The organism is Streptococcus sp. HMSC066E07 (assembly GCF_001814695.1).
Classification (GTDB): Bacteria; Bacillota; Bacilli; order Lactobacillales; family Streptococcaceae; genus Streptococcus; species Streptococcus hominis.
In genome coordinates this window covers 111,571-133,135 of record NZ_KV817463.1, presented here as the reverse complement: position 1 = coordinate 133,135, position 21,565 = coordinate 111,571, and the positions used below count along the sequence as shown (strand labels likewise).

The following is a 21,565-nucleotide window of genomic DNA, read 5'->3' as shown; positions in this document are numbered from 1 at the left end:
ATAGAAATATGATAACAATTGAAAACGCATTAAACATTTTAAAAAACGATCACAATTTCCGCGAGATTATCGACAAGGGACAATATTTTTATCATTATCGTAATCTTGTTTTTGAAAAAATCAGCTACGACAGCCGTGAAGTGGATGCTTCCACTCTTTTCTTTGTCAAGGGTGACAATTTTAAAAAAGAATTCTTGGAAAAAGCAGTGACAGCGGGTCTACAGCTTTATATCAGTGAAATGGATTTTGAAGTGGGAATTCCTGCTCTCATAGTCAATGACGTAAAACAAGCCATGAGCCTTCTTGCCATGGAATTTTATGGAAATCCACAAGACAAACTCAAATTGCTCGCTTTTACAGGAACCAAAGGAAAGACCACTTCTGCTTATTTCGCCTATCATATCCTCCAACAAAGTCACAAGCCAGCTCTCTTGTCTACCATGAACACGACGCTGGACGGAGAACATTTCTTCAAATCTGCTTTGACAACACCGGAAAGCTTGGATTTGTTCAAAATGATGGCGACAGCTGTTGAGAATGGACGAACTCATCTTATCATGGAGGTTTCCAGTCAAGCCTATCTGAAAAAGCGGGTTTATGGTTTGACCTTTGATGTTGGCGTTTTCCTCAATATTAGTCCTGATCACATCGGACCAATTGAACATCCAACATTTGAAGACTATTTTTATCATAAACGGCTTCTCATGGAAAATAGCCGAGCTGTGGTGGTCAATAGCGAAATGGACCATTTTGAAGTTTTGGCTGAGCAAGTTGCTTCCATGGATCATGATTTCTACGGACAGCATTCAGACAATCAAATTCGTCACTCGCAAGCCTTCTCTTTTGAAACCAGCGGAAAGTTAGCAGAGAAATTTGACATTCAGCTGATTGGTCGTTTCAACCAAGAAAATGCGCTTGCCGCTGTACTTGCTTGTCTCCGCTTGGGTGCTTCCGTTGCGGACATCAAGAAGGGAATCGCAAGCACGCGTGTCCCTGGACGTATGGAAGTGCTGACCCAACAAAATGGTGCCAAAGTGTTTGTGGATTACGCACACAATGGTGTCAGTCTCGCTAATCTCCTATCGGTCGTTCAAGAACATCAAAAAGGTAAGATTATTTTGGTGCTCGGTGCAACTGGAAATAAGGGCGAAAGTCGCCGCAAAGATTTTGGTCTACTAATCAATCAACATCCAGAATTAATGGTGATTTTAACCGCAGATGATCCAAATTACGAAGATCCAATTGCCATTGCCAAAGAAATTGCTTCTTACATATCCTTTGATGTTGATATGATTGCTGACCGCGAAGAAGCTATTAAAAAAGCCCTTGGCTTAACTAGTAAAAAAGGCGATGCTGTCATTCTAGCAGGCAAAGGCGCTGATTGCTACCAAATTATAAATGGTAAAAAAGCTAACTATCCAGGTGATTATGCAATTGCAGAAAAATATTTATAGAAACTAATAAAGGTCGAGACAAACGTTTTCGACCTTTAATTATTGAAGAAAAATTACAAATTTATACTAACAAATAGAGATGCACAATTCTTTAGAAATCAAAATCTTGCTTTATGATTTTATTTTCTCCAACTAATCAAAACATACATTAGACTTGATCCATACATATCCGCAAGAGCATGTACGAGGAAGAAAGGCAAGAGATTTTTAACCTTGTATTTGTAAAGGAAATAATAGAGAAGTCCAAAACCAACACCAATCGTCAGCGCCCAGAGCATCCCCTGATAGGTATGGAAAGAAACACGAATAATTGTCGAATAAAGAAGAACCCACCACTTATATTTATCTTTTACAGAGGTCAATAAACCTAAGAAGAAAAATTCTTCATAGAAGCCATTGAGCAAAGCATAGAGAATAGCCATAGGTGTCAAATCAATAAATTTGCGGAAAATTTCCGTCAGATCAATATATTTCCACAATTGCGGATCAAAATAATTGTATTCTCCGCTAAGAGTCGTCACTGTATCCGCGAGAATCCCCATAACCGCAAAGATAAAGGGAATCCAAAAGAGTACCGACCACGATAGACGAATCGGCAACTGCTTAAAGTCAAAACGGCGAAGTATTAAATAGGCTATCGTCAAAGCTAACATGAGAAGCTGCAATTCTAAATTACTGGAATAAGCTACTCCGTCACTTGCTGTTTTACTAACTGTATCTGTTACTGCTGCCGTAGTGGACGGTGACAAGCTCGCAAGATAAAGTTCTGTTGAGCGATAGATAAATTGTCCAAATAGCAGAGCTGTCACAATGACAATATCAAACCATTTCAAATACTTCAACAGCTGAGACGGACGAATTTTTGCTAAAAGATTCACGATACCTTCCTTTCATGCAACGAAACGATTTAGTGACTACCAAATCTTGCTAAACTTAAACCTTATACTTATAAATCTATCAAATAAACCTTAAAATTTTATTATTCTAAGGTTTATCTAATGCTTTCTTTACACGAAAGGTCAATGTTTCCTTATCAAAATCCAATTTTAATTCATATTTCCCTGCTTCGTTAGGCGCAATATAACCTAAAATCACTAGAGCATCTACAAAAATATCACGCCGTTTCTGCATCAGCTCAGTTTTGCGACCATATTTTAAGAGGAAGGTCGTCATATATTTTAAAGCATACTCAGGATTTACATCTCCTACCAAATCATAAAGTTTTTGTTGCTGATTGATCAATGGATATTGTTGCTCCAGCCTGTAAAAATAATTGGAAAGCGTCAACTGCTCTCTGAGAAAATCCGTTTTTTCTACTAAAATAGCTTGGTTTGTTTGATTGGTTAAATGCGTCTCAAAACGCATATTCAACAATTCTTGATAAAGAGGACTATCATCTCGCACAAAGACTTCCTGATCCAAAGACAAAGCCGTCACATTTTCCAACAGAGGAACGCTTTGACGATAGCGTTTATTTTCCCGAAGCACATAGCCTGCCTTGATATAATCCTCTATAGAGCGATCAATATTGGAAAAGTTTGCAAATTCATGCTTTATCTCTCGCAAAGTAACATCGTCATGTCGGTCTAAGTAATTTATCAATTTATGAAAAAAGGGCTGACGTGTCAAACGACTGGGATTGATTACTTTAATCATCTAATCTTCCTTTATAAACTAATTTTTCGGATTGAGCCAATTGACTAGGATTGGTTCCCGGCTGATGAAGAGGAACAGCTAGCCCCAATTCCTTGTAATACTGCTGCCAAAAAGGAGCAATTTTCTCATCTTCATCACCGAACTGCATAGCAATAGTTTCAAAAATGGGGAGAATTTCCGCAATATATTCAGAACAGTAAAAACCTGTCGCATTTGGATAAAAGCTATTGTTATAAGGCTTGTAAAGGTGTTGTTCTGCTCTTTTCCAGACAGCTTTCGCATCTATATCAGGGAAAACATAGACACCATAACATTCATCGTCCTGTAAAAATTCCTCTATCGGCAGTTTTATGACTCCCCGCTCGCTTGTCGCATGGTAAATCCAGCCGTCAAAAAAGATCGCCACATGATTATACCGCCCAGTTGATCGCTGAATAGCTTCTGCCATATCAGATTGACTGGACACAAAAAGCAAATCCCCATTTTGTAAATCTTGAATTTTCATAGAACTATTGTATCAAAAAAGGAGCCGAAACTCCTTTTTTATTCTATTCTTAAGCATTAAAACTTTCTGTTAATTGCGGAACGACTTGTTTCTTACGAGAAACAGCACCAGCAAGGAAAGCGTGGTTGTTTTCAAGAACAAAATTGAAAGCTGCTTCTACCTTATCCATATTGCGACCGATTGCCAGGATTTCTGAGTTTGAGTTGACAATGTCGGTAATCATCAAAACGAAGTCAGAATAACCATTGGCTGCGTTTGTTTTTTCAATAGCTGCTTCCAGTTCAGCTTGACGTTCTAAGACTTCTGCAATATCAACTGTGTTGACTTGTGCTACACGAACTTGGTTTCCGTTTAATTCAAATGTTTTAGCATCAATATCAATCAATTCCTCGGCTGTTTTGCTTGCTAAGTTCGTTCCAGCTTTAAGCATAGCCAAACCGTATTCTTCCAAATTCACACCAGCCAATTCAGCTAATTCTGGAGCAATGACCTTATCACTTGGATGTGTAGTAGGTGATTTCAAAAGAAGAGTGTCTGAAATCAAACCTGAGAGCATTAGACCTGCGAGTTCTTTTGGTACAGCTACACCAGATTCTTTAAACATGCGATAAACGATAGAAGAAGCTGAACCAACAGGCTCCAAACGCATATAAAGTGGGCTGGCTGTTTCAAAATTCGCTACACGGTGATGATCCACAACGCCATACACTTCTACTTCTGCAATGTCAGAAATAGATTGTTGAAATTCATTATGGTCTGTTAAAATGACTTGCTCAACTCCTTCTGCTTTGGCAGATGTCACCACACGCGGTGCTTTTACACCAAAAGTATCCAAGACAAACGCTGTTTCTTCATTTGGAGTCCCAAGAGCCACTGCTTCTGTATCCAAGCCATAAGCTTCACGCGCAAGATAAGCAAAGGCCACAGCTGAGCCAATCGCATCTGAATCTGGATTTTGATGACCGAAAACTAAAATTTTAGACATGATCGTACCTCGTAAACTTTTTATATACTTTATTTTAGCACAATTTTAAGATTTTCACAAAGAGAGGAATAGAAAAGCACTTAATCGTCAGTTTTTCTATCTAACTTCTTAGGTGCTGGTCAACATTTCACTTTCTACTTTTGATCAACTATTATGTATGCGATTCATATACTCTGTATAGGATTCGGTTTTCATGAGTTCTTTGGCATTTTTTACTCGGTCAGCAGTTGGTGGTTTTATGCCTTCTAATGGATAAGGAATACCCAATTCACGCCATTTGAATTCTCCCATTGTATGATACGGCAGCACTTCAAATTTATCAACTGTTTTTAAGGTTTTGACAAACTCACCTAACTCTTTTAAGTCGTCATCACGGTCTGTCAAAGTCGGAACCAAAACATGACGAATCCACATTGGAACACCTTTATCAGATAGATATTTTGCACATTCCAAAATATTTTTATTAGTATGTCCTGTTACAAATTTATGCTGGGCATCATTGATTTCTTTAATATCCAGCAACACTAAATCTGTCACTTCAAGCAGGCAATCAAAAACTTTGAGATATTCTGGTGTGTTGCGGAAAGGCATCGCACAAGTATCTAAAGTACAATGAATCCCCAGCTCTTTAGCCTTGGTAAAGAGAGCCGTCACAAAATTAATCTGCAAGAGGGCTTCACCACCACTTACTGTAATCCCACCTTTTTTACCCCAAAAACCACGATAACGAAGCGCTTCTTGCAAGACGTCTTCCACCGTTCGCTCTCTTGAATTATTTGTTTCCATTGCCCATGTATCTGGATTGTGACAATATTGACAACGCATCTTACAACCTTGTAAAAAGACAATGAAACGGATGCCAGGCCCGTCAACAGCTCCAAAGCTTTCAGTTGAATGGACCATTCCTGTTACTTTTCCATAATCAATTACTTCTTTTTCCATCGTCTTATCCTCTTGAAAACGTTTTATACTATTATTATAACACTTCTTTTCTAGATAGAGGCACAATTTGTCTATTTTTTAGAAAATAATCTGTTTTTCAGTTTCATTTTCAATATTTTTCAAAAAATGAGAGAAGTCTAAAACTCTCTCGTTTATCATCTATTCCTTTTAATCCGTCACTTTCTTTCGCCAAAAGAGGGTTGCACTTAGGATGACAAGCCCTACAACAGCGACTTCAGCACCTGTTGTTCCTGTAGATGGTAAAATTCTCTTTTTAGTTGGTTTATCATCTCTATTTGGTGGAGTTGTGCTGTCACCAGAAGGTTTTGGCTCAGTTGGTTGTGTCGGTGTCGTATTACCTTTCTTCTGACTAAAATCAAGCTGTGCAATAACGGGATCGTGATCTGACGCCCGACCGTGTTCTTCCATAAAGGAAGCATTGATATGAACTGGTGAGAATACTGTTTTATCCGCAATATTTTTTGAAACAAAGATATTGTCTAAACTTTGATTGCTGCCACGGTAGAAGTAAGAATACCGATCAGCTGCATCATGATTGAGCATCATATTTATCAATTCATTACCAGCCACTGCTTTGGCAGTTTCTGAAAATTCAAAGTCATTAAAGTCACCAGTCAAAACAAACTTCAAATTTGGATTTTGCTTCAACCCTTCTTTTACAAAGGCATTCAGCAACTTAGCTTGTTCAATCCGTTGTGCCAATGTATTTTGTACTGCAGGCTGTTTTGAACCATAAACCGCATCGTCCCCGAGCTTGGATTTCAAATGATTGGCAATCACGACAATCCGTTCGCCTTTAAATTCAAATTCTGCTGCTAAAGATTTTCTAACTCTTTCAAAGACTGGATTAGTTGGGTCTATTCTGGCAGGATTTTTCACCAAATGACCGTCCTTGAAAGCAGCCGCTTCTGTGCTACTTCCTGCTTCACGTTCTACTAGCTTCACTCGTTGAGGATTGTACAAGAAAGCTACACGAATATTGGAGCCAGGTTTTCCTCCATCTGCACCGTCAACAGGAGCTACTTCGACATACTTATACTCTTTGCCGCCTAATTGTTTAATCTTAGCGGCTAACTTTTCCCCGCTTTTAACACCACTTACTGTGCCGTCATTGACACTTCCGTTATTATCTTGAACTTCTATGAGTGTGATAATATCTGGACTATGGATTTCATTGATAAAGGATTTGGCAATTTTCTCCACTTTTGCGTCAGGTGTTTCCCCCGCTGCATTGTTCGCCGAGAAGTTTTCAATATTGTAAGAAGCAATCGTCAGTTTATCTTCACTTGGGTAAAGTTTAGAAACTTCTCTTTGCAAACCACCGTCCTGCAAAGCTGGCAATTGGGTTGGCTCCAATTTAAAGACTTTACTGCGATAACTCACGACTCCAACAACATCTTCATTAAAGTAATCTTTGGCTTTGGCAACAAACCTATTTCCTACATAAACTGGAATGGTTGCCGTATTTTGCGCATTCGGACGTAAATTGACGCCACCGATATTATTTAACGGTAATTCTTGATAGCCAGCAGGCAACAGGTAGATATCTCCGCGATATTGCGGCCCAAGCACACGAGGTTTTTTAACTGTTGTCAGCATGCCTTCCAGACTTTCCCAATAGTCCAAGGCATCATGCTCTGGATCATAGACAGTCGGAGTATTGTCTACGATATCTTTTGGCATACGCTCTGAAATATTGACAGGAGCTGGTAATGCCGCTGTTCCGTCTTTTGTTACCTTTGAAGCTATCAATTGCGTGACAGTTAAGCTATCAGCTGGTTTTTTAAATTGTTGGCCCGAACGGATGCTTAGCGACTCCATGTAACCTTCTTTAACTTCACCTTCAATCGTCAATCGGTCTCCAACGGCTACTTTTTCCTTTGAAACTACATAGATAGCATCTGAAGTCTTTGTGTTCCCGTCAGCTTTGATGTCTTGTGCATAAAAGCCATATTGATCCGTTTTAGTGACGACTACATTTGACACACGCACCTTTTTCCCATTATAAGGCGATTCATGTGCTTCGCCTTGAATTTGACCAATATTGGCTACCTCGGTAAATTCCGAAGCAGCGGCTCTTGCTTCACTGCTTGAAGCTTCTGTCTTAGGTGTTGCTTCGCTTGTGCTACTTGGTTCATTCGTACTACTCGTACTGCTTGCTGAACTTTCAGAAGTTGTTTCTGATGATTGCGACTGAGTTGTCGAAGCAACAGAACTAGACTCTGAAGTCGTTGTTACAGAAGTTTCTGAACTTGAAGAGCTCGCCTCATTTGCCTGAACAACAGGACTTAGAACGCAACTAGCTAACAAAATAGCTGTCGCAAACAATACAGGCAATTGCTTTGAAGTTTTTTTCATATATTCTCCTTTACATCATAATTTGGAAATCAAATTTCCTTGAGATGTATTTTTACCGTAATTATTATAAATAAAACAGAAGGATAATGCAAGCGCTTTCTCTTGGGTTTTAAAAAATCGGCTGAACAATTCAGTCGATTTTAGGATTTATTGCTACATTTAGTGTTTATTTACAATAATTGCCAAACTTTCATAAGGTCTTAAGGTTACAACTGCTGCTGTTTGAGCTTCTTCATAATTAGAAAGGAGCACTTCGCCATTTTGATACTCTGGTAAAATATCTATCGTAATCGGATCTGGATAGAAGTTATTGAGTACCAGAAGTTTTTCGGCCCCCAATTGACGCTCGAAAGCATAAACTTGCTGACTGTCTTCATAAACTGGTCGATAGCTGCCTTCGGCAATGATAGGAAGCTCCTTGCGAAGAGCAATCAGTTTTTGATAGAAAGTGAAAATCGGGCCCTGCATCTCATTTTCAACATTGATTTCAGGATAAGATTTCCCAGCTTTGAGCCAAGGGATGCCTGTCGTAAAGCCAGCATTCGCTGAATCATCCCACTGCATAGGAGTGCGAGAATTATCGCGAGATTTGGCCTGAATAATTGCAAAAGCTTCTTCTGGTGTGTTGCCTTGCTCCAGCAGCATCTGATAGGCATTGATAGATTCTACATCCACATAATCTGCCATAGAGTCATAGTCTGGATCCACCATGCCAATTTCTTCTCCCATATAGATATACGGCGTGCCGCGAGACAGATGAATGCTGGCCGCAAGCATGGTTGCTCCTTCATTACGGAAATGCTGAACATCAACAAAACGATTTAAAGCACGTGGCTGGTCGTGGTTGTTCCAAAATAGAGCACTCCAGCCGTCATGGTCACTCATTTCCTTGCCCCATGTATGGAAAAGACGCTTGAGCTCCTCAAAATCAAATTTTTTCAAGCTCCATTTTTGACCATTTTCATAATCCACCTTTAAATGATGGAAATTGAAGGCCATAGACAATTCGTGACGTGCCGGATCTGTATAGAGAATGCAGTTTTCAATAGTAGTCGCACTCATCTCCCCGACAGTTATAAATGAGTCAGCCTGTCCGAAAGTCGCTTCATTCAGCATGTGCAAGTAGTCGTGTACAATGGGCTTGTCCGTATAGGCAGGCTTACCATCATTTTCCGGACAGTTTTCCAACACCTCATCTTTTCCAATCAGATTGATGACATCAAAGCGAAAACCTTTGACACCCTTGTCCCGCCAAAAATTGACAACTTTGAAAAGTTCTTCACGGACATGAGGATTGCGCCAGTTAAGATCAGCTTGCGTCACATCAAAAAGATGCAGGTAGTACTTGCCCATTGTTCCAAAAGGCGCCCAGGCGCTGCCGCCAAACTTAGACAGCCAGTCTGTTGGCTCATCGCGCAGAAAGAAAAAATCTTGGTAGTACGGATCACCAGCTAAAGCTTTTTGAAACCATTCATGCTCAGTTGAGCAGTGATTTAAGACCATGTCCAGCATGAAATCAATGCCGTGCTCTCTTCCAACTTGGACCATCTCTTCAAAGTCAGACATCGTTCCAAAAAGAGGGTTGACAGCTGTGTAATCTGAAATATCATAACCATTATCACGCTGCGGGCTGGGATAGAAAGGATTGAGCCAGACCATACCCACTCCTAATTCTTTAAGGTAAGGAATTTTCTCAATAATACCTTGAAAATCTCCTATCCCATTGCCGGTCGTATCTTTAAATGATTTTGGATAAATTTGATAGACGACTTTTGTCTTATCTAATGCCATTTGTCTTCCTTTTCTATTTCTAAAAGAAAGAGGTGGGGCTTGCGCTCCTCCCCTTTATCGTTGTTACTTTTATTCTTTGCTACGAGCCTTTGTGCCTCTCGTTAAGAGATTGCTGCTTGGATTTCCAGCAGTGAGGCAAATGGATTACTGAGATAAATTTGTCTATTCGTTAGATAAAATCCTGCTCACCATAGCTCGTATCAAACATTTTACCCGATTCGAGTAGCTGTCATCAGCTTATCTCCACGTCTAACAGTTCGCGGTAATGTTCCCTGTTCATCAGCCTGAAATTGCTCTTGATTTGTGATAATCACAGGTGTTTCAGTCACTAAGCCAGCTTCCTGAATAGCTGCTATATCAAAACTAACCAGTTTCTGACCTACGCTCACTCTGTCTCCTTGAGCCACATGAGCTTCAAAACCTTTTCCGTCGAGATTAACAGTGTCCATACCGATATGCATGAGCAATTCGACACCTTCATCTGACACGATTCCAACAGCATGGTTGGTTGGGAAAAGTACTGATACTGTCCCGTTCACAGGGGCCACCAGTTCTCCCTCACTTGGAAGAATGACAACTCCTTGTCCCATCACGCCTTGAGCAAAGACGGGGTCAGTTGCTTGGCTTAATTCTTTGACTTCTCCAGTAAGCGGGCTGACAATTTCTGCAAAATCCACTTTTGCTGCTGCTTCTTTAGCTTCGTCAATCGCTTCAATTTGCGGTGATTTCACACTTTCATCTTCCGTTTTTGTAAGCATACCTGTCTTGCGGAAGAAGAAGGTCAATAGCATTGGTACTACAATGGCCACCAGCATAATAAAGAAGAATGGCAGCATGTATTTAGCTTGGATAGATAAAATACCTGGAATCCCACCGATTCCGATAGCATTGGCTGTTACGTTAAAGGTTACCGATAACAGACCTGCGATAGAAGAACCAATCATCCCTGCCACAAATGGGTAGACATACTTCACATTGACACCGAAAAGTGCTGGTTCTGTAACACCTAGATAAGCAGAAATCGTTGCTGGCAGAGAAATCTGTGCTTCACGTTCATTATGACGGTTCATCAAATAGTAAGCAAACACAGCTGAACCTTGAGCGATATTGGACAAGGCAATCATTGGCCATAGTGCTGTGCCACCTGTATCTGCAACCAGCTGTGTATCAATGGCATTAGTCATGTGGTGCAGACCAGTGATAACAAACGGAGCATAGAGAGCACCAAATATCGCACCAAAGAGCCATTTAACAGGACCAGTCAGACCAGCAAGCACCGCTGTTGACAGCCATTGTCCAAGTGTCCAACCAATTGGACCAAGGACTGTATGCGCTAGAATCAAGGCCGGAATCAAGGATAAGAATGGCACAAAAATCATGGACACAACTTCTGGAATGCGTTTGCGCCAGAAGATTTCAAGATAAGATAGCGACAATCCTGCAAGCAGAGCTGGAATAACTTGTGCTTGGTATCCAATTTTTCTAACTGTAAAGAAGCCAAAATCCCACACCCAGTTTTTAGCAATTTCTGAAGCCGGTGTGCTAGCTACTGAATAAGCATTGAGCAATTGCGGTGATACCAAACAGATTCCAAGAACAATTCCCAAAATCTGACTGGTTCCCATTTTACGAGAAACAGACCAAACAATACCAACAGGTAAGAAGTGAAAAATCGCTTCACCCGGTAGCCACAAGAATGAGTTTACCCCGCTCCAGAACTGTGATACATCCACAATTGTATTGTAAATCGGAGTACCGTCTTTAGCAAACTGAGCAACACCGTCAACCATTTTTTGACCGAGCGCCTGAATCTGCACACCTTCCAGAATATTGCGGAAACCGAGAATCAGCCCCCCAACGATAATGGCTGGAATAATTGGAGTGAAAATTTCCGCCAGCATTGTCATGACACGCTGTACTGGATTCTGATTGCTTTTGGCAGCAGCTTTGGCTGCTTCTTTTGATACTCCTTCAATCCCTGAAACAGCTGTAAAATCATTGTAGAAAATCGGCACATCATTTCCGATAATGACTTGAAACTGCCCTGCATTTGTAAAAGTTCCCTTTACAGCTGGAATGGCTTCAATTGCTTTTACGTCTGCCTTCTTTTCATCTGCCAATACAAAGCGCATCCGAGTTGCACAATGGCTGACAGCTGAGACATTCTCCTTGCCGCCGATAGCCTCTAATAGCGTCTTGGCGTCTTTCTCAAATTTTCCCATTTTCTGTTTGGCTAGGCTCAACCTAACACTCTCCTTCTTTTTTTCATCATTGTACAATTGATTGATACATTTATTGTAAACGATACCAAAGATGTCTGCAAGTTGTTTGTAGTAAAAAAGGCTCTTTTTTGGTAAAATTTATTTAGTTGTATGCTAAAAAGAAAACAAGTGAGGATATCATGAAAAAATATGAACAAATTTTTAAACTCTTAGAACAAGATATTCTAAACGAGAAATATCAGATGAATGATTATCTTCCTAGCGAACACGAACTTGTCCAGACCTACAAGGTCAGCCGTGACACGATTCGTAAATCGCTTGATTTGCTTCAAAAAGCTGGTCTCATTCAAAAAATGAGAGGTCAAGGCTCTAAAGTCATCCAACAAGAACAGATTGACTTTCCCGTTTCCAACCTAACTAGTTACCAAGAACTTGTCCGACAACATGGAATGAATTCTAAAACCAATGTCATCCAGTTAGAAAAAATTACAGTTGATAAAAAATTATCCAGTCTTACTGGTTTTCCTGAATATCGTCTGGTGTGGCGGATTATTCGCCAAAGGGTCGTTGACGGGATCGCCTCCGTCTTAGATATTGATTACCTTGATAAGAGTTTTGTCCCTTCTATTAGCCGTGAAATTGCAGAGCATTCAATTTATGCTTATTTAGAAGATGAACTGGGACTACACATTGCTTACGCCCAAAAAGAAATCACAATTGATCCAGCTACCAATCGTGATAAAATATTGATGAGCATTGGAAATGACCACCATGTCGTCTCTGTCAAATCAAAAGTCTATCTCGCAGACGGACAGCAATTTCAGTTTACAGATAGTCGTCATAAACTCGAAAAATTCCGTTTCGTTGACTTTGCCAAGCGGCAAAAATGATCATGACCCTTCACAAAATTCATTCTTCAATATTTAAAATAGCCAAAAAGGAAGGATGTCATCAATCTGCTTCCTTTATATTTAATGTCATTCACATATTTATAAAAGTAAAGCAAAATTATAAATTTTGAAAAATAAAAGAAGCTGAGATCATTTCTCAACTTCTTCCTCTTCTTCTACTATTTCAGAAACTTCTACTTTGAGCTTTGTCACTCGTCCATTTTTTACCTTATCATTGGTTAAAATGAGCTTTTTGCCCTGACTTTCCACTTCATAACTCAAACGCTCTTTCACGTCGGGTATCGAGCCTACGCCCGTCAAATAATAGCCCGCAATGGTATCAACGTCATCACTTTCCAGTTCAACTTCAAAATACTCGTTAAAGTCATTCAAACTCATGGTTCCAAGGACAAAGTAAGTATGGTCAGAAACCTGATACACCTCTACTTCGGCCTTGTCTGTTTCATCATCTATCTCACCGACAATTTCTTCCAGTAGGTCTTCCAGCGTTACAAGACCAGACATACCACCATATTCATCCAGCAATATCGCCATTTGATTTTGCGTATTCCGCAACTCTGTCAGCAAATCATCCACGAAAATCGTTTCTGGCACAAAGAGCGGTTCCTGCAAAATTTTTCGTAGTACAATATTATCAAAACCATTGGTAAACGCCTCATTTAACAGACGTTTGGTGTGAATAAGCCCAATAACATTATCCTTGTCATCATCATAGACTGGGATTCGTGAGAAATTCTGCCTCAAAATACTTTCGATAATTTCCTTGGTATCATCATTGATGTCCACCATAAACGCATCGGTACGCGGCACCATTACCTCACGCGCCATCATCTCATCTAGTGAAAAAATCCCCTGCAGCATTTCAATTTCATCTGCATCCAATGTTTCTTCACTATTGGTCAGCATATACTCAATCTCATCACGTGTCATTTTCTCATCTGCATCATCAAAAGTCATGGGAGTAATTCGACTGAGCAGATTGGTAGAGGCTGATAAAAGCCAAACAAAGGGACTGACAATTTTTCCCAAGAAGATGATAACTGGCGCTGTACGAACCGCTAAGGAATCTTTGAGGTTCAGAGCGATTCTCTTTGGATACAATTCACCAAAAACAATCGAAATATAAGTCAAAATAGCAACAGATAAAAAGCTTGCAATGGCTCTTGCAGTCTCGGAATTTCCCATCCAAGAAGCAATTTCCTGACCGAGTGTATTGGCCAAACTAGCCCCTGACAAAATCGTAATCAAAGTAATCCCAACTTGAATAGTGGACAGAAAATGATTAGGATTTTCCAAGACTTTTAACAAACGAATGTATTTTGCATCGCCTTCTTCAGCTTTTTGCTCTACACGAGCGCGATTTAAAGATACCATCGCCATCTCTGCTGCTGAAAAAAAGGCATTTAAAAGTGTTAAAACTAGTAATAGTAAAGCTTGCAGTAACAAGGTCTGACTGCTAGGGTCTTCCATGAATGTTCTCTCCTCATATATAAGTAATCTTAATTATAGCATACTTTTTGACTTCTTGCACAAGGAGTGTTAAAAAGAAAGTTTGAAGGAAGATTGCAAAGAAGAAAATCGATTGTTTAGGCTTCTAAATTTTGCAGAACTGTTTCCAAGCGTGAAATTGCATCAACAGGAAGTGCCGTTTTAGGGTATTTTTGATTAAAGGCAAGCAAGAAGTTCAGCCGTACTTGCATTCTTTCTCTAAGTAATTGTTTGTAGCGAGCATCAAAATTCGGAATCGGATAGCCTTCACATTCCATGTATTCGAATCCTTCCAACGGTCCAAATGGTTTAAAATCTGCCGCTTCATCAACAATTTTTTCAACAATATTCAAGCTGACCTCTTTTGAAATTCCCTTTCCCATATAAAATCCAGTGTTGATGATATAGCAGTCGACACCAGATTCAAAGAGACTACGGAATTTCCGATAATCTTCCACCAAAGGATACACTCTAAATGGATTGGCATAAGGTTCAATGACTAAATCATCGTGCTTCCCAGTAACATTTTCAGCGTTGGAACGCTTGGTCATCAAGGTACAGCCCATCGTAGAAGCCATCAGCGGATCGTTGATTTTGACCAACGGTGGGAGAGAATCATCTTTCATAATCCAGAAAATGGCTTGAATCGGCTCATCAATTCGATCAACTCGATTTGGCGTTGCGAAACGAGACTTGACTGTCCGACCATTTCCGTTTCGAATATCTTCTGTCACTAATTTTTTTAATCCATTGTCATCCAGTGTCACACCACAATTCTGAACGGTCACAAAGAAATCTTGTTCCTTATGTCCAATTGGATAATCATTCGTTTTATCAAAATAGGACGGTTCCAAAGCAATGGAAGAGCCATCTTTGACAGAAATAATAAAGGCATCATCATGCAAAACCTTGATATCGTATTTTCCATTATGTTTGGCATGAGTCAGCGTGGATTTTCCTGAGCCAGATAACCCAAAGAAGGAGGCTACATAGTCTTTCTTTTCAGCCTCTCCTTGTTTAAAGATTTTCAAACCACCGTGACAAGCTACATATCCATTTCTAGCAGCAGTTGCCCAAGCTAAGGTTAAGGTCGCTTTTTTCAACTCACCAAAGTAATTTAAGCCCAAAATAATGACACAATTGTGCTGAGTATCAAAATAAACCAACCCTTCAGGATAATCTGGATGCTTCCATTTGGGGTCAAAAAAGACAAATATATCATTTTCATCGTACTTTTTAGAAACTCTCAAACGATTTTTAAACTCTTCATCCAAAATTTGGAAATTTAAAAGCCACGAATACAGGTTGTTAATTTCATCCTCAGGAACCATAAGATGAGCACAAGCCATGAAGGCTTCATCAAGTCCTACAACTGCATCTGCCTTATAAAATTTTCGATGATGAGCCTGATAAATTGCACTGCGTACTATCGAAAGCAACTTCTCATCTTCCTCACTGTCCCTACCAAAAATCCGTCGAGCTTTAGCCGTTCGGCCAACAACTGCTCCAGAATTCGTTAATAAAACGCGAGCATAAGAAGGCAAGCCCAATTCCTTTGTATGAATGACAGGCATATCTAAGACAACTGTCCCAGCAGCTGCGGAAGCCAATTGATACGCTTCTTCTACGGTTTTTATTGCAACAACCTGATTTTCATAAAAAGCTGTTTCAATGATTGCCTTCAAAGGAGAGAAATAAGAAGAATCTTTTCTTATTTCCTGCGGAGAATATTTACGACGTGTTACCATAAGTGTACCTCCTCTATCTTATTAGTTCTATTTTAGCATAAAAATACACTTATAGTTTTAATAAAACGTATTAGAAAGAAAAAGGAGTGGCATTCCGAACTAAATTTTGTTGCAATTAGTTTGCTTCCACTCCTCTATATTCATTATTCTAAAACATTAGGACACAGTCCTTCTGAATTTTTTATTTATCTTTCGGACTTTGAAATCATTCAACGTCATACCCTTATTTATTAATAATTCCGTACTCCTCATTTTTCTTTTGCTCCTGCGCAGCTCGGTGATTATCATATAAATTTGCTAGGAATTTTGCAATTTCTTTCAAAATAGAATAAATCGGAATCGCTACAATCATCCCAACAATCCCATAAATATTACTTGACAAAAGCAAGAGAACCATAATGGTAATGGGATGCACCTTCATCACGCCACCTACAATCCGTGGATAGAGAATATTTCCGTCAATTTGCTGCACAATTAACATATATATAACTGCAATCACCATTTTTTTCGGATCGGCAATCAGATAAGTGATAATCATCGGAATCAACCCAATGCTTGGACCCACATAAGGAATAAGATTAGCAATCATAGAAAAAATAGCAAATATCAAAGCATATTTCAGACCAATAACACTATAGCCAATGAAAGCCAACGTTCCAATAATAAACGCATCAATCGAAATCCCACTAATATACCGAGCAATCGTTGCATTAAGATCGGTCAATAATTTCGTGATGTTGAGCTTATCCCGCTTCAAAACAGTTCTTTCCAACATGGGCAGTAATTTATCCCCGTCAATTAAGAAATAGACCAAAAAGATCGGCGTCATGATGAGAATCAAAAATGTATTCACTACTGCTGAAACGACACTCCCCAGACTATTGGTGACACTATTTAAAATATTTTGCAAAATATCCACATAAGACAAATTTAACTGCTTAATAATAGACTGGATATTCAGATTTTTAAAGAGAGAGTGCTGCGATAGCTGGTTAATCCAATTTTGCAATTCTCCATAAACATTTTGACTAGAAGAAATCAAACTTGTCAACTGCGTAATCAAAATAGGTAGCAGATAAATAATGCCCAGAGCAATAATCCCAAACAAGAGAACCAAGGTAATCAAAATTCCAAAAATCCTCTTAATTTTCAGCTCTTTCTCCAGGAATTTCACTAATGGGTTCGTCACATAGTACAAAAATCCCGCAATTAGAAAAGGAATTAAAACCGTATTTAAAACGCTCACAAAAGGGGAAATCAAGCCGTCCATTTGCCGCCAGATAAAAAAGATAATGGTTAGTAGTAAGACTTCTGTTGTCCAAAAAAATAACTTACTTTTATGAAACATACTGTTCCTCCTATCAGCTATTCTATCATATTTTCCACTAAAATAGAGTACTTTTTGTAAACGACTTAAATTATTTTAGGAACAGATTCTTTCGTTTCCCACAATCAAAACTTATTTTTCCATTTATTCTCGTTTGTAAACCATTTTCACATGTACACGTGATTCTAAGATGAAGGGTTCACTAACAGCTTCAAATCCAAATTTCTCATACAAGCTCACCACCTGCTCTTGCGCCTCTATGTGGATCTCTTTTTCAGGCCATTTTTCAGCACAAGTCTCCATAATAGCTTGGACCAACTTACGACCAAGCCCTTGACCGCGAGTAGAAGCCGCTGTTACGACACGTCCAAAATGAATAGTAGTGCCCGTTTCAAATACTCTCGCATAAGCATCTACCTCGCCGACTTCATTTTCATGAAAAATATGGATAGCTTCTAAATCGTGCTCGTCCAAATCATTATAAACACTATTTTGCTCTACGACAAATGTTTCCAAACGCAATTTTAAACATTTATAAAATTCTAAGGTGGTTAATTCCTCAAATGTCCTTTTATACCACATACTTGTTTTCCCTTCTTCTTTATTATATAATAATTGTAAATGCAACTATAAAAGGAGCCTTTTATGGATTATCGTCATCTCTTTCGTCAAATGGGCATAATTTCTCGCCAAGCCATGATGAATATGAATCATGAAGCCAGCCAATATAACCTAGATAATAATCTCTTTCTTATCCTTATCCGCATTGTTGAGCATGAAGGACTGAATCAATCTCAACTTTCTCATATGGTAAAAATTGATAAAACAACACTTAGTCGCTCCCTCAGAAAACTAGAGGAAAAAGGATTTATCACAAAGAAAGTCAACTCTCAAAATAAGAAATTTAAAGAGCTCTTCCCTACGACGAAGGCTTTGCAAATCTACGACCGATTGATTGGATTTGAAACGACCTATATCCAGACTGTCATGAAAGATTTGACTTCCTCTGAACTCTTTCAATTAGAAGCCATCCTCAATAAAATAGAAAATTCTCAATGAAATCAGTATAACATGCATTAGTTGCATTTGCAACTTTAAAATTGAAAAATGACGAGGCTGGGACAAAAGTCCTTAACCTCGTCAGATTTTTATGAGTTTCTTGCAAGTCGCAGTGATTGAGTGGGTTCTATGCGGTTGATAAATCAACCTTTACAGCCCTACTCAACTGTGCGGGGATGGAACGACAAAATCAACTTTCTTCGAAATTACCGATTTTTGTCCCACTCCCTTTTGATTATTTCGTTTCAAATCCTTCTGCAACTGCTTGAGCAAAATGTTCTTCAACGATTTCTGCACAGTGGTCACAAACAATTGCATGATAACTGCGTTCTTTGACTGTTTCATCTACCCGACGGCAACGCTCACAAACTTGTCCCTCTGCATGCTCAACTGTAAAGGCTACATCCTCGAAAGCAATAGCATTTTCAGGAGCTGTTTCATCTGCGATTGTTAATTTAGAGACAATGAGAAGTTGCGCAACGTCGCTATTAACCGCTTCAAGTAGCGTTCTCACGACTTCATTTGGATAAACAGTTAAGTGAGCTTCCAAAGATTTTCCAATTACTTTTTCGTTACGTGCTTCTTCCAAAGCTTTTTGCGCTTGACTGCGGAAGTTCATAAAGGCTGTCCATGTATCCAAAATTTCTTCCTCATTAGGGAAAGTCAGCGCATCTGGCAATTCTGCTAATTGAACAAATTCTTCTGGCTCATGATCTAAGTAAGACCAGATTTCCTCTGCTGTATGTGGAAGAATTGGGGTCAACAATTTTGTAATTTTTACTAAAATATCATAAAAGACGGTCTGCATTTGGCGACGTTCCAATGATTTAGCTGCTTCAATATAGACAACATCTTTTGCAAAATCAAGATAGAAAGCTGATAAATCAACTGTCACAAAGTTTACAATCGCTTTGTAAATATCCAAAAATTCAAAATCTGCATATGCTTCACGAATCGTCTTGACAAGTTGGTTAAAGCGAACAGTCATGTACTTATCAACAGTGCGAAGGTCATCATAGGCAACAGCGTCTTCTTTTGGATTAAAATCAGAAGTATTAGCAATCAAGAAGCGCAAGGTGTTACGGATTTTTCGGTAGGTTTCAGACACTTGACCAAGAATATCCATAGAGATACGCACATCGTTGCTAGAATCCACACTCGTCACCCAAAGACGCAAGATTTCAGCCCCAAATTGTTTTTCAACATCACTTGGAACAATGGTGTTGCCGAGGGATTTCGACATCTTCTCACCTTTGCCGTCCAAAGCAAAGCCTTGTGAAAGGATTTGTTTATAAGGAGCCACTCCATGATTTGCAACAGATGTGATGAGAGAAGAGTTAAACCAGCCACGATATTGGTCAGAACCTTCAAGATACAGGTCGGCAGGATAAGTCAATTCAGGACGATTGACCACTACACCATTCCAAGAAGAACCTGAATCAAACCACACGTCCATGATGTCTGTTTCTTTAGTGAACGTACCATTTGGTGACCCTGGATGAGTAAATCCTTCTGGAAGCAAATCTTTCGCTTCTCGTTGCCACCAAATGATAGAGCCATGTTCCGCAAAGAGCTCAGCCACATGCTCAATTGTTTGCTCTGTCATAATCGGTGTGCCGTCCTCCGCATAGAAGATTGGAAGTGGCACTCCCCAAGCCCGCTGACGCGAAATGACCCAATCTCCACGGTCACGGATCATATTGTAAAGACGAACTTTACCCCATTCAGAGTGGAACTTCACTTTTTCAATCTCATCAAGAATTTCCTGACGGAATTTTGAAACTGAAGCAAACCATTGCGGTACTGCACGCCAAATAATTGGCTTTTTCGTCCGCCAGTCAAATGGATAAGAGTGAGAGATTTCTTCTTGCGCAAGGAGAAGTTGACCTAACTTTTCAATTACTGTAGGAACTACCTTGTCATAAAATTGCCCTGCAAAATCTGGACCAGCATTTTCCATCATGATACCACGTTCATTGACTGTAACGGCTACTTCTAAGCCATTTGCAATCCCAACATTGTAGTCGTCCTCACCAAAACCAGGAGCAGTATGGACAATTCCTGTACCGGAATCTAGTGTAACGTGGTCACCAAGAATCACCAATTCATCTACTTCCTCATCCCACGGGTGCTCTGTCACGATATGATTCAGTTCAGCACCGCGATGAGTTGCCAAGACCTCTACATCTTCCCAGCCGAATTTTTCAGACAAGCTATTGAGCAAGTCAGCAGCAACGACAAATTTACGACTTTCCCCAGCTGGTTTTACCACAACATAATCAAAGTCAGCACCTACTGTCAAACCGCGAGAAGCCGTAATAGTAAATGGTGTTGTTGTCCAAACCACAATATAGGTATCTGTGTCTAGCACATTTTTGCCGTCTTTTACCTTATTTGCATAGTAAAGAGAGGTTGAAATCAAATCATGATACTCAATTTCTGCCTCTGCAAGAGCTGATTCAGATGACCATGACCAATAAACTGGCTTCGCACCGCGGTAGATATAGCCTTTTTTCGCCATTTCTCCAAATACGCGAATCTGAGCAGCTTCATAATCCGGAGTCAACGTCACATATGGATGCTCCCAATCACCAGAAACACCTAAACGTTTGAAATCTTCTCGTTGTTTGTCTACTTGGCTGAGTGCGTAATCTCGACAAAGTTTTAAATACTCTGCCAAATCCATTTCTTTTCGCTTCACACCTTGCTTTGCCAGAACTTGCTCAATCGGAAGACCATGAGTATCCCAGCCTGGAATGTAAGGCGCATAATAGCCAGACATCGATTTTGAACGAACGATAATATCTTTAGAAATCTTGTTCATGGCATGCCCAACGTGAATATTTCCATTAGCATAAGGAGGACCATCGTGAAGTGTAAAGTGTGGTTTACCTTCATTCAATTCTTGACGGCGATGATACAACTTTGCATCTTCCCACTCTTTTTGCCAAAGAGGTTCTTTATTCGGCAAACCAGCACGCATTGGAAAAGCTGTTTTTCCAAGATTAAGTGTCTCTTTTAATTTCATAAGTTCTCCTTTTTCATATTAGTAACAAATTAAAATAAAAAAACCACAAATTCATCCAAAGGACGAAAAT

At 39.5% G+C, this 21,565-nt stretch carries 16 protein-coding genes; 3 read left to right on the top strand and 13 right to left on the bottom strand.

Going from position 1 to position 21,565, the window contains the following annotated elements; genetic code table 11:
• Window positions 1-8 precede the first annotated feature (8 nt).
• The gene (locus HMPREF2984_RS07660; RefSeq protein WP_070670993.1) at window positions 9-1,454 is read left to right on the top strand and encodes a UDP-N-acetylmuramoyl-L-alanyl-D-glutamate--L-lysine ligase; all 1,446 of its coding nucleotides are present in this window, start codon (window positions 9-11) and stop codon (window positions 1,452-1,454) included.
• Between the two features lie 119 nt (window positions 1,455-1,573).
• Here the strand turns inward: HMPREF2984_RS07660 and HMPREF2984_RS07655 are convergent, their stop codons facing one another.
• From HMPREF2984_RS07655 to treP, 8 genes are all read right to left on the bottom strand, one after another.
• On the bottom strand, window positions 1,574-2,332 hold the full coding sequence (locus tag HMPREF2984_RS07655) for a CPBP family intramembrane glutamic endopeptidase (RefSeq protein ID WP_070670990.1): 759 nt from the start codon (window positions 2,330-2,332) through the stop codon (window positions 1,574-1,576).
• Window positions 2,333-2,438: 106 nt separating this feature from the next.
• Entirely contained in the window at window positions 2,439-3,110 is a 672-nt protein-coding gene (locus HMPREF2984_RS07650) for a DUF1803 domain-containing protein (protein ID WP_070670987.1), read from the bottom strand.
• Window positions 3,103-3,615, bottom strand: a complete 513-nt coding sequence (locus HMPREF2984_RS07645) for a YiiX/YebB-like N1pC/P60 family cysteine hydrolase (protein ID WP_003028341.1) — start codon at window positions 3,613-3,615, stop codon at window positions 3,103-3,105. Before HMPREF2984_RS07645 ends, HMPREF2984_RS07650 begins: the two co-directional genes overlap by 8 nt.
• Window positions 3,616-3,664: 49 nt before the next feature.
• Window positions 3,665-4,600, bottom strand: coding sequence for a manganese-dependent inorganic pyrophosphatase (locus HMPREF2984_RS07640; RefSeq protein ID WP_070670984.1), 936 nt, complete (start codon window positions 4,598-4,600; stop codon window positions 3,665-3,667).
• A gap of 144 nt (window positions 4,601-4,744) precedes the next feature.
• Window positions 4,745-5,542, bottom strand: a complete 798-nt coding sequence (gene pflA, locus HMPREF2984_RS07635) for a pyruvate formate-lyase-activating protein (RefSeq protein WP_070670981.1) — start codon at window positions 5,540-5,542, stop codon at window positions 4,745-4,747.
• Window positions 5,543-5,710: 168 nt separating this feature from the next.
• Window positions 5,711-7,921 (bottom strand): endonuclease/exonuclease/phosphatase family protein, encoded by a 2,211-nt coding sequence (locus tag HMPREF2984_RS07630; RefSeq protein WP_049533477.1) that lies wholly within the window; start codon window positions 7,919-7,921, stop codon window positions 5,711-5,713.
• 159 nt (window positions 7,922-8,080) lie between these two features.
• A complete protein-coding gene (gene treC, locus HMPREF2984_RS07625) occupies window positions 8,081-9,712 on the bottom strand; it encodes an alpha,alpha-phosphotrehalase (RefSeq protein WP_049533478.1) in 1,632 nt (543 codons plus the stop codon).
• A gap of 209 nt (window positions 9,713-9,921) precedes the next feature.
• A complete protein-coding gene (gene treP, locus HMPREF2984_RS07620; protein WP_070670978.1) occupies window positions 9,922-11,934 on the bottom strand; it encodes a PTS system trehalose-specific EIIBC component in 2,013 nt (670 codons plus the stop codon).
• 179 nt (window positions 11,935-12,113) lie between these two features.
• Between treP and treR the strand changes: the two genes are divergently transcribed.
• Window positions 12,114-12,824: a trehalose operon repressor gene (gene treR / locus HMPREF2984_RS07615; protein WP_059221057.1), complete on the top strand. Its 711-nt coding sequence runs from the start codon at window positions 12,114-12,116 to the stop codon at window positions 12,822-12,824.
• Between the two features lie 150 nt (window positions 12,825-12,974).
• Here treR and HMPREF2984_RS07610 read toward each other — a convergent pair whose 3' ends face one another.
• The 4 genes from HMPREF2984_RS07610 to HMPREF2984_RS07595 all read right to left on the bottom strand — a co-directional run bounded on the left by HMPREF2984_RS07610 (window position 12,975) and on the right by HMPREF2984_RS07595 (window position 17,990).
• Window positions 12,975-14,315 carry a hemolysin family protein gene (locus HMPREF2984_RS07610; protein ID WP_070670975.1) on the bottom strand — a complete coding sequence of 447 codons (1,341 nt, stop codon included), beginning with the start codon at window positions 14,313-14,315 and terminating at the stop codon, window positions 12,975-12,977.
• A gap of 116 nt (window positions 14,316-14,431) precedes the next feature.
• Entirely contained in the window at window positions 14,432-16,081 is a 1,650-nt protein-coding gene (locus HMPREF2984_RS07605; protein WP_070670972.1) for a phosphoenolpyruvate carboxykinase (ATP), read from the bottom strand.
• Window positions 16,082-16,304: 223 nt separating this feature from the next.
• Complete coding sequence (locus HMPREF2984_RS07600) at window positions 16,305-17,429, bottom strand: AI-2E family transporter (RefSeq protein WP_070670970.1); 1,125 nt, start codon at window positions 17,427-17,429, stop codon at window positions 16,305-16,307.
• Between the two features lie 123 nt (window positions 17,430-17,552).
• On the bottom strand, window positions 17,553-17,990 hold the full coding sequence (locus HMPREF2984_RS07595) for a GNAT family N-acetyltransferase (RefSeq protein ID WP_049533483.1): 438 nt from the start codon (window positions 17,988-17,990) through the stop codon (window positions 17,553-17,555).
• A 63-nt stretch (window positions 17,991-18,053) separates the two neighbouring features.
• On the opposite strand from HMPREF2984_RS07595, the gene HMPREF2984_RS07590 reads away from it, so the two are divergent.
• Entirely contained in the window at window positions 18,054-18,467 is a 414-nt protein-coding gene (locus HMPREF2984_RS07590) for a MarR family winged helix-turn-helix transcriptional regulator (protein WP_003028354.1), read from the top strand.
• A gap of 235 nt (window positions 18,468-18,702) precedes the next feature.
• On the opposite strand, the gene ileS is transcribed toward HMPREF2984_RS07590, so the two are convergent.
• Entirely contained in the window at window positions 18,703-21,495 is a 2,793-nt protein-coding gene (ileS, locus tag HMPREF2984_RS07585) for an isoleucine--tRNA ligase (RefSeq protein WP_070670967.1), read from the bottom strand.
• Window positions 21,496-21,565 lie beyond the last annotated feature (70 nt).

What these genes read in the sequence shown, in the direction of transcription:
- HMPREF2984_RS07660 (WP_070670993.1), top strand. Translation starts at nt 9, where the DNA reads ATGATAACAATTGAAAACGCATTAAACATTTTAAAAAACGATCACAAT.
- HMPREF2984_RS07650 (WP_070670987.1), bottom strand. Translation starts at nt 3,110, where the DNA reads ATGATTAAAGTAATCAATCCCAGTCGTTTGACACGTCAGCCCTTTTTT.
- HMPREF2984_RS07645 (WP_003028341.1), bottom strand. Translation starts at nt 3,615, where the DNA reads ATGAAAATTCAAGATTTACAAAATGGGGATTTGCTTTTTGTGTCCAGT.
- HMPREF2984_RS07640 (WP_070670984.1), bottom strand. Translation starts at nt 4,600, where the DNA reads ATGTCTAAAATTTTAGTTTTCGGTCATCAAAATCCAGATTCAGATGCG.
- pflA (WP_070670981.1), bottom strand. Translation starts at nt 5,542, where the DNA reads ATGGAAAAAGAAGTAATTGATTATGGAAAAGTAACAGGAATGGTCCAT.
- HMPREF2984_RS07630 (WP_049533477.1), bottom strand. Translation starts at nt 7,921, where the DNA reads ATGAAAAAAACTTCAAAGCAATTGCCTGTATTGTTTGCGACAGCTATT.
- treC (WP_049533478.1), bottom strand. Translation starts at nt 9,712, where the DNA reads ATGGCATTAGATAAGACAAAAGTCGTCTATCAAATTTATCCAAAATCA.
- treP (WP_070670978.1), bottom strand. Translation starts at nt 11,934, where the DNA reads ATGGGAAAATTTGAGAAAGACGCCAAGACGCTATTAGAGGCTATCGGC.
- treR (WP_059221057.1), top strand. Translation starts at nt 12,114, where the DNA reads ATGAAAAAATATGAACAAATTTTTAAACTCTTAGAACAAGATATTCTA.
- HMPREF2984_RS07610 (WP_070670975.1), bottom strand. Translation starts at nt 14,315, where the DNA reads ATGGAAGACCCTAGCAGTCAGACCTTGTTACTGCAAGCTTTACTATTA.
- HMPREF2984_RS07605 (WP_070670972.1), bottom strand. Translation starts at nt 16,081, where the DNA reads ATGGTAACACGTCGTAAATATTCTCCGCAGGAAATAAGAAAAGATTCT.
- HMPREF2984_RS07600 (WP_070670970.1), bottom strand. Translation starts at nt 17,429, where the DNA reads ATGTTTCATAAAAGTAAGTTATTTTTTTGGACAACAGAAGTCTTACTA.
- HMPREF2984_RS07595 (WP_049533483.1), bottom strand. Translation starts at nt 17,990, where the DNA reads ATGTGGTATAAAAGGACATTTGAGGAATTAACCACCTTAGAATTTTAT.
- HMPREF2984_RS07590 (WP_003028354.1), top strand. Translation starts at nt 18,054, where the DNA reads ATGGATTATCGTCATCTCTTTCGTCAAATGGGCATAATTTCTCGCCAA.
- ileS (WP_070670967.1), bottom strand. Translation starts at nt 21,495, where the DNA reads ATGAAATTAAAAGAGACACTTAATCTTGGAAAAACAGCTTTTCCAATG.